This window comes from Helicobacter sp. 11S02596-1 (assembly GCF_002272825.1).
GTDB lineage: Bacteria > Campylobacterota > Campylobacteria > Campylobacterales > Helicobacteraceae > Helicobacter_J.
The window spans coordinates 92,963-107,996 of record NZ_MLAM01000002.1; the positions used below are offsets into that span (position 1 = coordinate 92,963).

8 protein-coding genes are annotated in these 15,034 nt (G+C 40.8%); 4 read left to right on the plus strand and 4 right to left on the minus strand.

Going from position 1 to position 15,034, the window contains the following annotated elements; all coding sequences use genetic code 11:
* From BJI48_RS01820 to hisA, 3 genes are all read right to left on the minus strand, one after another.
* Window positions 1–993, minus strand: a complete 993-nt coding sequence (locus BJI48_RS01820; RefSeq protein ID WP_095331248.1) for a 50S ribosomal protein L11 methyltransferase — start codon at window positions 991–993, stop codon at window positions 1–3.
* Window positions 994–1,014: 21 nt separating this feature from the next.
* Window positions 1,015–1,389, minus strand: a complete 375-nt coding sequence (locus tag BJI48_RS01825; RefSeq protein WP_095331250.1) for a chemotaxis response regulator CheY — start codon at window positions 1,387–1,389, stop codon at window positions 1,015–1,017.
* A gap of 126 nt (window positions 1,390–1,515) precedes the next feature.
* Entirely contained in the window at window positions 1,516–2,238 is a 723-nt protein-coding gene (gene hisA / locus BJI48_RS01830; RefSeq protein WP_095331252.1) for a 1-(5-phosphoribosyl)-5-[(5-phosphoribosylamino)methylideneamino]imidazole-4-carboxamide isomerase, read from the minus strand.
* 161 nt (window positions 2,239–2,399) lie between these two features.
* Between hisA and BJI48_RS01835 the strand changes: the two genes are divergently transcribed.
* From BJI48_RS01835 to BJI48_RS01845, 3 genes are read left to right on the plus strand one after another with little or no spacing between them, the layout of a single operon-like run.
* The gene (locus BJI48_RS01835) at window positions 2,400–4,082 is read left to right on the plus strand and encodes an N-6 DNA methylase (RefSeq protein ID WP_257874348.1); all 1,683 of its coding nucleotides are present in this window, start codon (window positions 2,400–2,402) and stop codon (window positions 4,080–4,082) included.
* Entirely contained in the window at window positions 4,082–4,561 is a 480-nt protein-coding gene (locus BJI48_RS01840) for an acyltransferase (protein WP_095331256.1), read from the plus strand. Before BJI48_RS01835 ends, BJI48_RS01840 begins: the two co-directional genes overlap by 1 nt.
* Window positions 4,562–4,563: 2 nt before the next feature.
* Window positions 4,564–5,532 carry a Gfo/Idh/MocA family oxidoreductase gene (locus BJI48_RS01845; protein WP_095331259.1) on the plus strand — a complete coding sequence of 323 codons (969 nt, stop codon included), beginning with the start codon at window positions 4,564–4,566 and terminating at the stop codon, window positions 5,530–5,532.
* Between the two features lie 50 nt (window positions 5,533–5,582).
* Here the strand turns inward: BJI48_RS01845 and BJI48_RS01850 are convergent, their stop codons facing one another.
* The gene (locus BJI48_RS01850; protein ID WP_095331261.1) at window positions 5,583–7,280 is read right to left on the minus strand and encodes a ShlB/FhaC/HecB family hemolysin secretion/activation protein; all 1,698 of its coding nucleotides are present in this window, start codon (window positions 7,278–7,280) and stop codon (window positions 5,583–5,585) included.
* Window positions 7,281–7,848: 568 nt separating this feature from the next.
* Here BJI48_RS01850 and BJI48_RS01855 point away from each other — a divergent pair.
* Window positions 7,849–15,024 carry a hemagglutinin repeat-containing protein gene (locus BJI48_RS01855; RefSeq protein WP_095331263.1) on the plus strand — a complete coding sequence of 2,392 codons (7,176 nt, stop codon included), beginning with the start codon at window positions 7,849–7,851 and terminating at the stop codon, window positions 15,022–15,024.
* The last annotated feature ends 10 nt before the right edge of the window (window positions 15,025–15,034 follow it).

Here is a 15,034-nt window from a genome sequence, read left to right on the forward strand (position 1 = left end):
TTATTTTTGAGTAAGTTTTACCCCTACCCACTCATCAAGATGTAAAATCTCTAGCACCTCAAAATCTGTGAATGTCTCCAAAACAGAGGATTCATAATCCTCTAAAATACCCGATAAAATCAAGACGGAATGAGGCTTTAAGGCGTGAAGAAAATCCTGATGGAGCAGTTTAAGCACATCTGCAAGGATATTGGCAATAATGAGGTCATATTTTTGTGGGGCTTGCTGGATAGACCCCTCCCAAATCTTATCAACTTCCAAAGCATTGAGTGCAAAATTTTTCTGGCTTTCTTTCACGGCTAACACATCGGTATCACACATTTGCACCCTCGCCCCTAGCTTTTTAGCAGCGATGGATAATATCCCGCTCCCACAGCCCACATCCAAGACATCCTTGCCTGATAAATCCATCTCTGAAAGCATTTGCAAACACATCGCTGTGCTAGCGTGATGCCCTGAACCAAAAGCCAATGCGGGGTCGATCAAAATATCTATGACTTTTTGGGGATTTTTGGCTTCTCCTAGATTTTGCGTTTGATGGGATTTTTGCACCGCTTCCCCGCACGCCCCATTGGCTAGTTCATCAGGCGTCTTTGGTGGCTCACACCAGCTCGGGCGGATATAAAACCTCCCGCACCAAATCGGGGTGATACTCGCTTGGTAGTTTTGTATCCAGTCTTGATTTTTGCAAATCTTGCTTTCATAGGCAACGCCGATGTTTTGGTTTAGTCTGGTTGATAATTGCGAACAAAAGTCTTTTAAAGCCGGGATCAAACTATCTTCTGGACTGCTAGAGCCATAAACAATCAAAGCTTTTTTGGGGGAAGGGATTTGAGAAATATTAAGATAAATGGGGTTATCAAGAATTTTTGAAACATCTGAATGAATATCCCTCTCCTCGATCGCATCTTGGGTGATTTCAATCAAAAAATCAGCAAATACCTCATCGCAATCACTCGGGATAATAAGCGTTTCAAAATAATGCTCCTGCATAAAAACCTTTAGTCATTTCTTTTAGTCATTCGTGCCTAAAACCACTTCAAGCTTTTCTTTCAAAACTTGGGGGGTGAAAGGCTTGACGATATAGTTATTCACACCCGCTTTGAGTGCGGTGATAACTTCTGCCTTGCCCCCCTCAGTTGTAACCATAATAATAGGAATATCTGTGTATCGCTTATCTGCACGCACTTTTTTGACAAGCTCAAGCCCGTTCATTTCAGGCATATTCCAATCAGTTATCAAGACTTTGATATCTTCAACACTATCTAAGAGACCCCAAGCTTCCACCCCGTGCTCAGCCTCTAAAATATCTTCATAGCCCAATCGCTGAAGCGTATTTTTTATAATCCTTCTCATTGTGGAACTATCATCTACTACCAGCAATTTCAATTTCTACTCCTCGAAAAATAAATATACAATTTGCTATCATACTTCAATTAATATTTTCTCTTAGTGAAGACTTTTGGAATCATAACATAGTTCCCATCATAAATCGCTAAGAAATTCTAAAACCATTCATACAAATCGTTTTAATACCCATCCCAAATCGACCTGCCCCTCATAATACGCTTTCCCGATGATAACCCCGCCACACATAGCATTATCTTTCAACCCTTGCTCTAAAGCATACAAATCATTTTTGTCTTTGAATCCCCCGCTAGCGATACAAAAACACCCGCTATGTTTTGCCATCTGCAACGTCCATTCGACATTGATACCACTAAGTGCGCCATCTCTGCTAATATCGGTGCAAATGATCGCATCAATATCGCTATTTTGAAACATTTCTGCTAGTTCTAGATCTTTTATTTCTCCTGTTTTTGCCCAGCCATCGACAGCAACTTTGCCATTTTTAGAATCAATCCCCACAGCGATTTTGTATTTTTTTGCCATTTCTTTGACAAATGCGGGATTTTTCATCGCTACTGAGCCTAAAATCAAGCGATCAATACCCATATCGGTATATGTTTTTATCGTGTCTTCATCGCGTATTCCCCCACCAAGCTGGATTTTGAGCTGGCAGGTTTTGGCAATGTTCTCAATGACGGCGAGATTTTTGGGCTTCCCACAAAATGCCCCGTCCAAATCCACGATATGCACCCACTTTGCGCCCAAATCCTCAAATTTTTTGGCAAATTCGCTGGCTTCTCCATAGATTTTTGCACTTGCCATCTCGCCTTGAAATAGCCTCACAGCCTTGCCCTCTTTGAGATCGATTGCTGGGAATATCTCTAACATCGCATAAATCCTTTTTGTTTTTTGAATTAATGATAAATTTTACCACAAACAAATCCGCCAAACCACGCAAGATTCCCAAGTGCAATTTTCGCAGGGATTATGATAAAATTACCCGATTACGAATAATGGTCCAATCTCTTGGAATTTGAAAACGGGGCTTGATGATGAAAAAATTGCTGGATTGTTTTGAGTATTTGAAACGCTACCATATTGATGTGCTTGATACCATATCCATTATTTTAGAACTCTTTATCCTCAAAACCCAAAATCCCACAGCCCTCGCCCATCTCATCGAAAAAGATACAAAAAAAAATCTGCTTTATAATGAGCTACAAACCTTGATCCAAAACCTCATCAAGCCTTCTTTTTATGTCAAAATCAATCCCAATGCCAATATCTCAAAAATCCTCAAAATCATCCATCAAGCCCCGCTAGACAACCATATCATCGAGCAATTTCTCCACACCATCACCCAAAAAAAAACCGCCAACAAGCTCTATTATTATTCCACCCCCTCGGAGGTCAATCAACTCTTGATTTCTCTTTTGGATATTGCCCCCGGTGATGAGATATACAATCCCTGCTATGGGATTGGGAGCGTGTTTTTAAGCATAGGCAACACAACAAAAGCAATCAAACTCTATGGGGAAGAACTCGATGAAAAGCTCTCAAATATCGCCCATCTCATCGCCCAACTCGCCCAAATCAAAGACACCAAACTTTATGTCAATGACATCTTGAAACAACCGATTTTCAAAACAAAAAATGGTTTTGAAAAATTCGACAAAGTCCTATGCAATCCCCCGCTATACGCTCATATGGGCATTGAATACCTCAAAGAAGACGAACGCTTTGGCAAGATGGGGATCTTGGTAAAAAACTATCCCGAACTGGTGTTTTTGACCCACGCCCTCGCCCACCTAAAAAAAAGAGGCGTGTTTATCATCCGCAATCAGACACTCCAAAAATCTTCCTTAGAAGAAAAGCTCCGTGAGCGCCTCTGCAAAGAAAAAATGATCGAAGCGATCATTGAGCTACCCAAAAACATCTTCCCTCACCAAAATCACGAATTTTCTATCCTCGTGATTTCGCCAAATAACGAGGATATTTTGCATATCAATGCCAACAATGAATATTTTTATCAAAAAGATGGCAAATACAATCGGCTCGTGCATACTGAAGAACTCGCAAATATTTTCAAGAAAAAACTCCAAACACCCTATTCGACACTCACGCCACTTTCAAATATCCAAATCCACGACTTGCGCGCACAAAGCTATGTCAATAGAAATCTCCCCCCAAGGCATACTTTCACCCTCAAATCCCTAGATGTAGAGATTTTTCGCGGGCAACGCGTCTATGGTAGCCCAAAAGATGAACCTATCGAGTATTACGATGTAGGTATTGCAGATTTTAAACCCTATGGGATGACGCAAACTTTTGAAAACAAAAAAAATCGTGGCGACAAAGCAAAAATCAAAAAATACGCCTTGCATTCTTATGATATTTTGCTCTCTCTTAGGGGTGTCTCACCCAAAATCGCCCTACTTGGCGAGCTTAAAAGCTGTTGTGTTGCCAACGCTGGTATCATCACACTGCGAGCAAAAAACAAATCAATGGCGATCGGGCTTTATTGCTATTTTTTCCGCACCGATGGGGAAAACGCCCTCAAAAAAATCTACGAACAAAGCGGGGAAAACACCGTTAATATCGAAAATCTCTACCAACTCAATATCCCCAAAGACTATGACAAACACGCCAAAAAAATATTCAGCGTGCTTGAAAAATTAGGCAATGACCTCCAAGCCATCGAAGACAAAATAAAAGTTCTAAAGGAATCTTAATGACAACTATCCCATCGGATTTAAAAAACATTGCTTATGGAAAAAATGTCTCCATCATCACCCCGTGCAATCTCTATGGTTGCACGCTAGGCGATAATGTCTTTATCGGGCCGTTTGTAGAAATCCAAAAAGACGTTACTATCGGGGAAAATACCCGTATCCAAAGCCATAGTTTTATCTGTTCGCTTGTAACCATTGGCAAAGACTGCTTCATCGCTCACGGCGTGATGTTTATTAATGATTTGTTTGAAAAAGGACACCCATCACTGAGCGAGGCAGAATGGAAAAGCACGCATATTGGTAATAATGTCTCTATCGGGAGCAATGCGACGATTTTGCCAGTAAAAATCTGTGATAATGTCGTGATTGGTGCTGGGAGTGTCGTTACCAAAGATATCACACAAGCGGGTATCTATGCGGGCAATCCTGCCAAAAAACTCCGCCCGCTAAAAAAACCCCGCCGTTTCAAAAGACTTTAGCGGTGGATGTTGGTATCATTGGTTACGGGTATTGGGGGATCAATATCGCCAAAAGCCTCGATAAAAACCCGCATTTTAATATCAAAACTATTTTTGATGCGGACATTGAGCGCATAAACGAAGCCAAAAAACATTATGCTTTCACGCCCTATGCGAGCTTTGAAGAGATTCTTTTGGATACAAATATCCAAGCCCTTTTTATCATCACCCCACCCCATACGCATTATGCCCTCACCAAACGCGCATTGTTAGCTGGCAAACACGTATTTGTCGAAAAGCCCCTGACTACGAATATCCAAGAGGCTTACGAACTCTATGAGCTTGCGGAGAAACACGGGCGTGTCCTGCATTGTGATCACACGTTTTTATACTCCCCTGCGATCAAATGGCTCAAGGGACATATCGCTTCATTTGGCGATATTGTCTATATCAACTCCAGACGTATCAATCTAGGGCTTTTCCAAAGCAGTGTCGATGTCATCTGGGATCTTGCGATCCACGATCTTTCTATCATCGATTATCTCATCACGCTTGATATCAAAAAATCAAAAACATTTACCAAAAAATACCGCAACTACCCCAATGACGCCCTGGCTAATATCAATTTGGAACTCCATAATGGCATTGTTATCACGATCAATGTTTCTTGGCTCTCTCCTATCAAGGTGCGGGAAATGATTATCGGCGGGGAACAAAAAACGGCGATTTATGATGATACCAAACGCGATAAAATCACGCTTTTTGACACGGGCGTTATCATCAAGGATGAGTTTGACAAAAACAGCCTCTATGAAAAAATGGTCGAATACAAACTCGGCAAAGAAGAAAAACCTGTTTTAGAAAATTTTATGGCATTGGACGCTTCCATCAATACGTTTTTGAAACATATCCAAGACAAAACGCCCAACAAAGCCCAAAAAGAACACGTCCTCCGAGTGATCCAAGCCCTTGAAATCATCTCGAAGTCGTGATTTTGTATTGAGGTTTTATGCAAGCCCTCAAAACCCATCAAATACCGCCCTCACTCCCAGTTTGCCCCCACGCTAGCATAAAAATACCTGCCTTTGAGGTTGTGTGGATTATAAAGGGGTGCATATCCCCATATCTGGGCGTTAAAATATTTACTCCAATAGATTTTTACCCCAGCTGCTGAACCGATAATAAAACCCGAATCTTCTAGCCCATCATTGCGACTTCTATCAATGCCACTCGTGTATCCCATATCCAACCCCAATGATGGCACAAACGTGAGTTTAAAGACGCTTGGTAGGTAGTAGGTCCAATCATTGCGATTCAAAACGCCTATCTCGCCACTTAGCACCGAGCTATCAAATCCCCGCACACTATAAATCCCTCCCAAGCCAAATTTTTCACTCGCATAAAGGTGCGTCCGTGATATTTGGGTTTTGACAAAGCCACTGTAAGCAAAATTTTGATCCCAAAGCCTCAATGGCACGCTCGTATAGACATCAATAGTGGGAAGTGTATAAAAGAAATTGGGTGCAGATTTCACATTATTGTTTGGAAAATTTTTCATTGAACCTAGCCATTTGACACCTTGTTTGACGCCTATACTCACGCTAATGGAGGCATTTTTGATATATCTGGAATAATTGATGTTGGCATAAATATTGGTGAGATTTCTATTTTGAACGATGAGTGCGATGTTTTCAAGATAGTTTTGCGCCCATCGCTTACCCAGCCCAAAATTGAAGTTGAGACTATTGAGATTATCCAGATAAACCAAAACGCTCCCTTTGATATCCAGATTCGCCCCATAGCCGTTGTAAGAGAATGTTTTTTGCCCGATGGAGAGCTTTTGGGCGTAGTGTGCATACGAGCCACTCACTGAGAGCAAAAACCGCCTCCAAGGGATACTAAAATCGCTTGAAACATAAATACTATGGGCTTGAGACATATCAGGGGTGAAAACGGCGTAGGTATGGAAAGATTCAGCCAAAGAGAGAAGATTTTCAAGCCCAAACTGCAAAGAGGTCTGATAAATGCCTGTGCTAAGAGATCCTGCATTATCCGCACTGATGGAAGCATAAATAGGCAAGGCGGGCTGGGGATTTTCGATAGAGATTTTGGATTCTTGGGGCTTATCAGGCAAACTAGCTGGCATAGGCAAGATCTCGACAACAGGTTGGTTGGTTTTGAGGCGTTTGAAGTTATACAATCCCCTCTCAATGGGCTTGATCGATAAAATATCCCCGATGTTGATCGCATAATCTTTGCCCCAAAGCCAACCTGCCTGTTTCCCTTGGACCTCTATCGCCCCTACGATGGTGGTTTGTAGGGTGATGATGAGTTGCTTGCTCCTAAGGTCTTGGGGGGTGATACCAAATTCTGTCGTGATGTAGCCTTTTTTGAGCGAGGCGAGTTTGAGGGCATTGAGGAGATGGGTTATTTTTTCTTTATCAAGGCATTGGTGCGAATAGGTAGCAAGGATTGGCGAGAGAAATAAAAACGTCTTTTTGACCCCAGCTACTAGCGATGAGACATTTGGGACAAGCAAAATCTCATCAATATCAAAACAATTTTTTTCTGGCGTGATGGGATTGGGTGCTGGTGTGATGGCTATTTCCTTGCCAGCAAGGGGGAGATACCAAAAAAATGCCATAATCAAAGCGATTATTTTTACTCGGTTTGTTTTTTGCAAACAAATCGCAAGGCCACTCCCACTAGTTGAATCAGTATTTGCTTCTGAAGTTATCATCTTGTCTCCAAGCAGGCTTGGGTGTTTTAACGTTTTGCAAATTAACAAAAATTTTTCTTATATTTTGACATTTTAGTGAAATAAGCAGACAAAGCAAATTAAAAAAATCCTTTGTTTTATTTTTATTTTTTTCGGGTGGGTGGGTTTAAATCCCCCTGACCTGCTCCCTTAGCAGATAAGGTGAAAAGACATAGCAGGCTTTGGTTTGCTAGTAATTCTTGAACTGCTAGCCTTTGTCGCATTTGTGTGGCTTTAAAAAATTCGCAATCAAGGTTGCAGAAAACCACTATTTGCAATTGATTCACATTGCAAATCTGAAACTACTGCGAGCAACAACCCATTGTCCCGTAGGCTATGCCCTAACGGGCATAAACGCCTCGGTGTGCGAGCCTAAAGCATTCTTGCCCATCTTTTTTATGCTTATTTTATTGCCATTTTAAAACCCTTTATATCTTAAAAGATTTATTTTTATATCATAGCAAAATATATTTTATATTTATTGATAACTTTATACACGATTTAAGAATCATTAAGGCAAAATTATTCAAAAATATTGGCAGAAGATAATATGAAAAAAATATTTGATGGGCAGGCATTATTTTTTTATCATAACAATTCTCACTATCAAACCACTCACTATCCCCATCATTGCAAAAAACTTCACATCATTGCCAGGCTTTTTGCTTCTTTTTTCTTTTCTGCCCTCTTTGCCTTGTTGCTACTTTTTCCCCTCTGTTTGAATGCCACTGATGAGATGATAACACCCCCAACCCAAGAAAATCTCTCTCATCACAACCTTGAAAACCAATCCAAACAAATCCCTAGTCTGCCCCCTCAAGCCTCTATGTCCCCAGCTATCACCATTGATACTTCCGCTCCAATCAATGCCCCTAGCCTCGATGTGGCTAACAATGGCACTCCCATCATTAATATCGTTGCCCCCAATGCTTTTGGGATTTCTGATAACCATTACATCGATTTCAATGTCAAACAAGAGGGGCTTATCTTGAATAACTCCCTTGATCCCATCACGCCCACAGAGCTTGGCGGGCTTATCAGCTCCAATCCCCATTTTAAAGATCAAGAAGCTAATTTAATCCTCAATCAAGTCACTTCCACGCATACTTCAGAACTCTTGGGGCTTTTAGAGATTGCAGGGAAAGAAGCTGGTCTCATCATTGCCAATCCCAATGGAATCACCTGTGCGGGTTGTGGCTTTATCAATACTTCCAATCTCACCCTTACCACAGGGATTATCTCTTGGGATACCAACACAGAAAATCGTGTTTTTGATAGCCAACATAACACTCCCCCATCATTAGAACTACCTAGCAATCCCACCCTTGCTCTCAAAGATTCCATTGCCTCTTTGAATGAACGCTTAAAAATAATGGTCCAAAGAGGGCATATTGCTATTGAAACCTTAGATACACGCAACATCGACACCCTTAATCTCCTATCAGAAACCTTAAAGATTGACAAAGCCCTCTTTGCCAATAAGCTCAATATCATTTTAGGTGCGAACCAAATCGGGCTAAATATTAATGAAAATCCTGCCATTTTGCTGTATGAACCTATCACAATCAAAGACAACCCACCCCCTCAAGAAGCCTCTGAACCCAGCACACAAACCCAAACCCTCTTTGCTCTGGATGTGGCGTATTTGGGTGGGGTTTATGCTAAAAGTATTTATCTAATAAATTCTCAAGCCACAGCGTCTATTTATAATGCTGGCGTGATGGCAACCTTTCCCTCAAAAGAAGCATTTGATGGGGGATTTACCATCAATACAGCAGGCAAGATCATCATCGCTACTCCAAACACAGAGCCAACACCATCACTAGCATTGCCCCAGACTTCCCCAAAAGATTCCAAGCAAGCTAGCCAGCCAAATCTTTCAAGCCCTCCCCATATGGGATTTTATTCAAGCAACACGCTAGATATGCAAGCTTTAGCCTTACAAAATAATGGGACTATCTATTCGCATAATACCCAAAGCCTAAATATTAAAGATATGCTTGTCAATACTGGCGTTATGGATTCTAACACTGATTTATTGATTCAAACCTCTAAGCTCCTAAATCAAAACGCCTATATCCACGCCAAAGATATCATCATCAACGCCCAAACGCTCCATAATCAAGACAAAGCCAATATCTTAGGCGATAATCTTGTCATAAACGCCTCGAAGCTAGAAAATATCTATGCGTTGCTAGGGGCAAAAAATTCTTTGGCGATTGTTGCTACTAATATAGAAAATATCGCCAACATTCAAACCCAAAGCGAGCTTGTCGCAAGAGAACACATCACGCAGGGAAATTGGCAAGGTTATGATAAGGCGAGGTCCTCACATCGTTTCTACTTTTTTAACCCAGCAATTTATTATCTACACAATGGGGATAAAGACTTTGAGCGCACCACCTATGAAGACAAACTGATCCTTTCTAGCTACAAGCCTTCAATGATAATCAGCGGGGATTTGCTAGCTATTCAAGCAACATCTTTAAAAAATCAAGGGGGTTCTCTCATTGCCCCTCGCACCGATTTACATATCGATGATATGCAAAATAACCTCCCACAAGCCAAAAAGACAATCATTCAAACAGGCAGGCAAGCAGGCTTTCAAAATTATAGCTATGAGACTACAGAATGCAAGGGTTGGGGCGATCACCTTACATTTTGTATTCACCAGACAAAAGTTACCAAGCATTCCACCCGCTTTGAAGTCTTTGACTACCGCCCCGCCAAACAGATTTCTGATATAGATCTTAAATTCCCCAGCGTTGCAGAAAGCCTAGAAACCTTGCTAAACAAACCCGACGTGATGGGTGAGACCATCAGCGGGAATATCGCCCCCGCTGTGATGGCAATGCCTATCGCCCCCCGCCACAGAAGTAACCAAAGCCCATCAACTAGCAATCCCACGCCGATTGCCAATGCTTCGAATGAATCTATGGCATCATTTTTGCATTCTGCTTATTTGTATGAGCGTTTTAAACATCGCAGTGCTTTAAGCCAAGCCATCTTTTTGACCCGCTTAGAAGCGATGGATTCCAAACTCGCAAGTGATTTTTATAACTCGGATTTATTCTTAAAAAACACGCTCAATATCGAAGTTTTGAACGATTTTTTAGCCCGCCTAGAAAAAAACAATCTCGCCAACTCGCAGTTAGCTTCCTCGCACGCCTTGCCTGTTGCCTATGCTCTGCCATCTTGGGATAATGATTCCCCTATACATTCACGCAAGAATCCCCACCTTGATACACCTTTGGATACCATTTGGGATTTGAGTTCGGCTTATTTACCCGCTTCGTGGGATTTTAGCTTTCGAAGCCCCTTGGATAAAGAAGAAAACGCCGGTATCCTTGCAAACAATCTATATATGGAGAGCATTCGCTTTTTCAATCACTCCAAGATTACTTCAGAAAGCACATCGCTATACGCCAAAGATCTCTTGAGTAATCAAGGTAATATACAAAGCAAAACCCTATTACTTAGAAGCGATGGATTGCTCCATCATAGTGGGGCTATTTTCGCAGAAAATGCCCTCTTGAATGCTTCAGATATCACGATGGATTCTAAGATTTCAAGCACCCAAGCAAGCCATTCACAAAGTAGCCATTCCCAAGATACTATCGCTAAAACTGCCTCTATAAAAGCAAAAAATCTCACCCTAGAAGCCAAAGACAATCTTCACATCGCCCATTCACTCATCACTGCAAAAGATAAACTCCATCTCAAAGCAAAAAATATCCTTATAAGCACCCAAGAACTCCTAGAAACCTATCAAGATTCTTATCAAAGCATTTCAAGACAAAAACATCTGGGTGCGAAGCTAGAAGCTTCTGATATGATGATAGAAGCTAGCTCATCTATTAGCCTCAACACTGCCAAGCTCAAAGCCACCCAGAATGCCCATCTGCTTTCTGGCGGGGATTTAAATCTCTTAGCCTCAAACGATTTGACTACAAGTTTAAAAACACGCTATGAAAATGAAGCGGGGTTATTTGTTTCAAAAACCATCAAACACACCCAAGAAGAACTAAGCATAGAGGGCAAGGGAAATGACTTTGAAGCAAAAAATATCACCCTAGAAGCCAAAGGGAATATCCTTTCAATAGGTAGCCATTATAATGCTACAGAAGCCCTATATATCGCTACCCAAAAAGATTATCTTGAGATGGCTTCTACCAACAACCACAACAGCAAACAAACCACATCAGAAGAAGAAAGGCTCTTTGGCTTTACCCTCGATTCAAAAGAAACAACTAAGCAAGCAAGCCACCTCACCCACAACCATTCTGCCCTCAATGCCAAAGCTATCACGATACAAGCTCAAGGAAATGCCACGCTCAAAGGGGCAAATCTACTTGCCAAAGAAAATACGCTGATAGAAGCGGGTAGTTTCAAGCTTTTAGATGTCAAAGACACTAACTCTCAAAACTTAACCACCAAAAACAAATCTTTCTTTGGGCTGTTTCAAAAAGAATCTGGTGAGGATAACAAACAAAGCCTTGTAAAACCTAGCACGCTCATAGCTAATACGCTAAATATCACTACCCAAAAAGATATTAGCATTCAAGCCAGTAATATCACTACCCAAAAAGACGCCCGCTTATTATCAAAAGATGGGAATATCCAAATCCTCTCAGATACCAATAAAACCACGCAAACAAACCATTATGAGTCCAGAGATTTCAAGGGCTTTTCTCTGTCTCTTAAACAACGGCTGTCTTTGGGGGCAGATTTCAATTATCAAGAATCCAATCAATCCTCTCAAGACATCCAAAGTGTGGGTTCTCATCTAAATATTGGGGGAAATCTTATCTTGCAAGCCGGGCAAAGCTATCCTGACACAGCTAATACTGCCTCCCAAGCCCCTCATCAAAGCACGCATACTATTAATGTCATTGGCTCAACTCTGCAAGCCAAAAAAGATATGCAACTAAACGCTACAGCTATTAATATCCAAAGCGCTCAAAACACCCAAACCAAAGATACCCAAGACATACAAGGTATCCTTAATTTCTCACTAAATATTGGCAATGCCTATGCGGACACGTATTTTGCAGGCAAAGAACTCGCCCAAGCGGGTGCGGATTTATTAAAGGCTACCAAAGATTATCGCCATATAGAAAAACTCTATGAGCAAGGCAAAGCCAGCAAAAGTGCGCTTGATGATGCCAAAATTAATCTTGGCTTTGCCACCCTTAATGTCGGTAATGCCACCTTAGGGCTAAGCACATCTATTGCCAGTGCTGCTAGTGCAGCAGCCTCTTCGTATGGCACAGGATTTTATGCCTCTGCTTCTGTCTCGCTTTCTGGTGATGAAACGCTTACAAAAGAAACATCTATCACGCATAATGCTTCAATACTCCAAGCCAATAATATCTCTCTAAAAGCAAGGGGCAACATTAATCAAATAGGTTCCCATTCCCTTGCAAAAGAAAATCTTGTCTATGAAGCTAATGCTATTAATCTCCTTGCTTCAGAAAACACCACCCAAACAAGCCAAACCAATAAAGCCATTGATATGACTATGAGCTATGGGAGTAATGGTATCGGGGCTCGTATTGGTGGGGGCAAGCATAGAGCCACAGAGAGTAGTAGCACCTATGAGAATACCACATTAAATGCGAAACATATCGCAATCACTACCAACAAAGACCTTGTGCTCAAAGGAGCAAATGTATTCGCACAAGATGCCAGTATAAAGAGTGAGAATCTCCATATCATTTCTTTACAAGACACTACGACTAAAAAAGCCAATGGGGGCAGTGTGGGTATAGGGGTAGGGAATGCTAAGGGATTAGATGTTTCATTACAAAAAAGCACTACCGATAAAGAATGGGTAAGAGAGGCCTCTGGCATAGCTACCCAAGATAAACTAACCATACAAACCAAACATAAGACCCAATTAAAGGGAAGTTATCTTATTTCTAGCTCCAAAGAGCTTAGTTTAAACACCCAATCGCTTCATTTCAAAGATATCAACAACAAAAACAATCAAGACAGCATTGCTCTTAGTCTAGGGATTTCTGGAATGGGTGGGAGTGGCAGAAGCAGGAATAGTGGGAAAGATAACAATAATGGCAGTATAAATAATCCTAATCCTCTAGCCCAAACGTATCTCAATGGCAATTTCCAACACATTGGTTATACCCAAGCAGGCAAGACCCAAGCTACTTTAGGAGAGGGAGAGATTGTTATTAATGGCATAAACAATCCCCAATCTTTAGGCACTAAAGAGTTTAAAGAGCTTAAAGACCTTAATCGTGATGTGAATACAATCGAAGTAATCACACAAGATAAACTCACCCACGCATTAGATGTCAATACGAATATTGATATGCGTGTATTCACACAAGCAGGGAGAGAAGAGATAGGGAATGATTTACATAATCTAGGAACAAATATCACCCAAATAGGCAAAGGACTCAAAAACAATATTATCACCCAATCATTCAAGAATGCTTATTTAGATAAAGATACCAGTTTAGTTCAAGCCGTGCAAGATTATATCCGAGATGATGGGTTGATAAAACAAATCCAAGAAGATAAAGAACTCACCAACTCGTTAAATAATCTTACAGACTATGACCCCAATGGAGTGCAAAACACACTCCAACAAACAGCAAATATTGCTAGTAATAACACCAATCAAAACAATACAGACAAAACAAATAAAGGCTTTGATGGGGAAGTCAAACTCTATAACAATGACCCTACTACCAAAGGCTATGCAGACACACTCAATGGTAAGAATACTATTGGATTTAATACCCGCACCAACAATCTAGTTCAAAGCAAAGGGGTAATCAATACTATTTTTCACGAAACCACTGATAAAGCCACCCACCACCATAATGAACAAACTGCCCTCAATCGAGGCAATACAGCAGGGAATATTTGGGAATTAAAGAATTTTAGTAATGCAATCGCTCAAAGAAATAGCCAAAGAAAGAATGCAAGCAATAACCAATTAGCAAGCAAGCTTACAACCCAAGAATGGAATAAGCAATATGCCAATGATAAAATCTTACAACTTGGTAATGCACTCAATAACCAAAGTAGAACACAAAATACCCAAGAGAATGGGGAGAGGGATGAGAGGGGTATTATCAAAAGTATTCCAGCCTTAAAATATCTCGACCCTCATTATTTGATAGAAAAGGGTGGAAATGCTATCATTAAATGGAGTAAAAAACTCGGAAAAAACAAAGATGATTCTAATGTTAAAGTTCCTCAAAGACCTGAAAGCTATAGTGAAGAATCAACCAATAATCCTCAGACAAAAACAGGGGAGAAAAAGGAAAGCAAACAAGAGGCTAAGCAGGAAACCCCACAAAGTGCTAATCCCCCAGTAAAGAGTGAAAGTGCTAAGCAGGGGAAGGGAAATAATCAAAATGCTAAGCAAGAGGGGAAAGAAAATAAGCAGGAAGCACCCAAGAATGAGAGTAAAGAGGACAAGAAATTTGGTGAAAATGGACCACAAATGCCTAGCAAAACAGTTACCCCTAAAGGGCAACAACCCCGAATTGATGTAGAAAATCCAGCTCCAGGAAAGAGAGATGGGCAAATTCATACAGAAATTGATGGAAAAAAATATTTATACGATAACAAAACAAAATCTTTTATTGATCAAAAAACAAAACAACCCGGCCCACCAAAAGTTCAAGATTTATTAAAAGAACCCAAAGTTCAAAAAGGAATCCAAAAAGGATTGAAATATCTAGGAGAATAAAATTATGCTC

Coding starts and splice junctions, on each gene's coding strand:
- BJI48_RS01820 (WP_095331248.1), bottom strand. CDS start 993: ATGCAGGAGCATTATTTTGAAACGCTTATTATCCCGAGTGATTGCGAT.
- hisA (WP_095331252.1), bottom strand. CDS start 2,238: ATGTTAGAGATATTCCCAGCAATCGATCTCAAAGAGGGCAAGGCTGTG.
- BJI48_RS01835 (WP_257874348.1), top strand. CDS start 2,400: ATGATGAAAAAATTGCTGGATTGTTTTGAGTATTTGAAACGCTACCAT.
- BJI48_RS01840 (WP_095331256.1), top strand. CDS start 4,082: ATGACAACTATCCCATCGGATTTAAAAAACATTGCTTATGGAAAAAAT.
- BJI48_RS01850 (WP_095331261.1), bottom strand. CDS start 7,280: ATGATAACTTCAGAAGCAAATACTGATTCAACTAGTGGGAGTGGCCTT.
- BJI48_RS01855 (WP_095331263.1), top strand. CDS start 7,849: ATGAAAAAAATATTTGATGGGCAGGCATTATTTTTTTATCATAACAAT.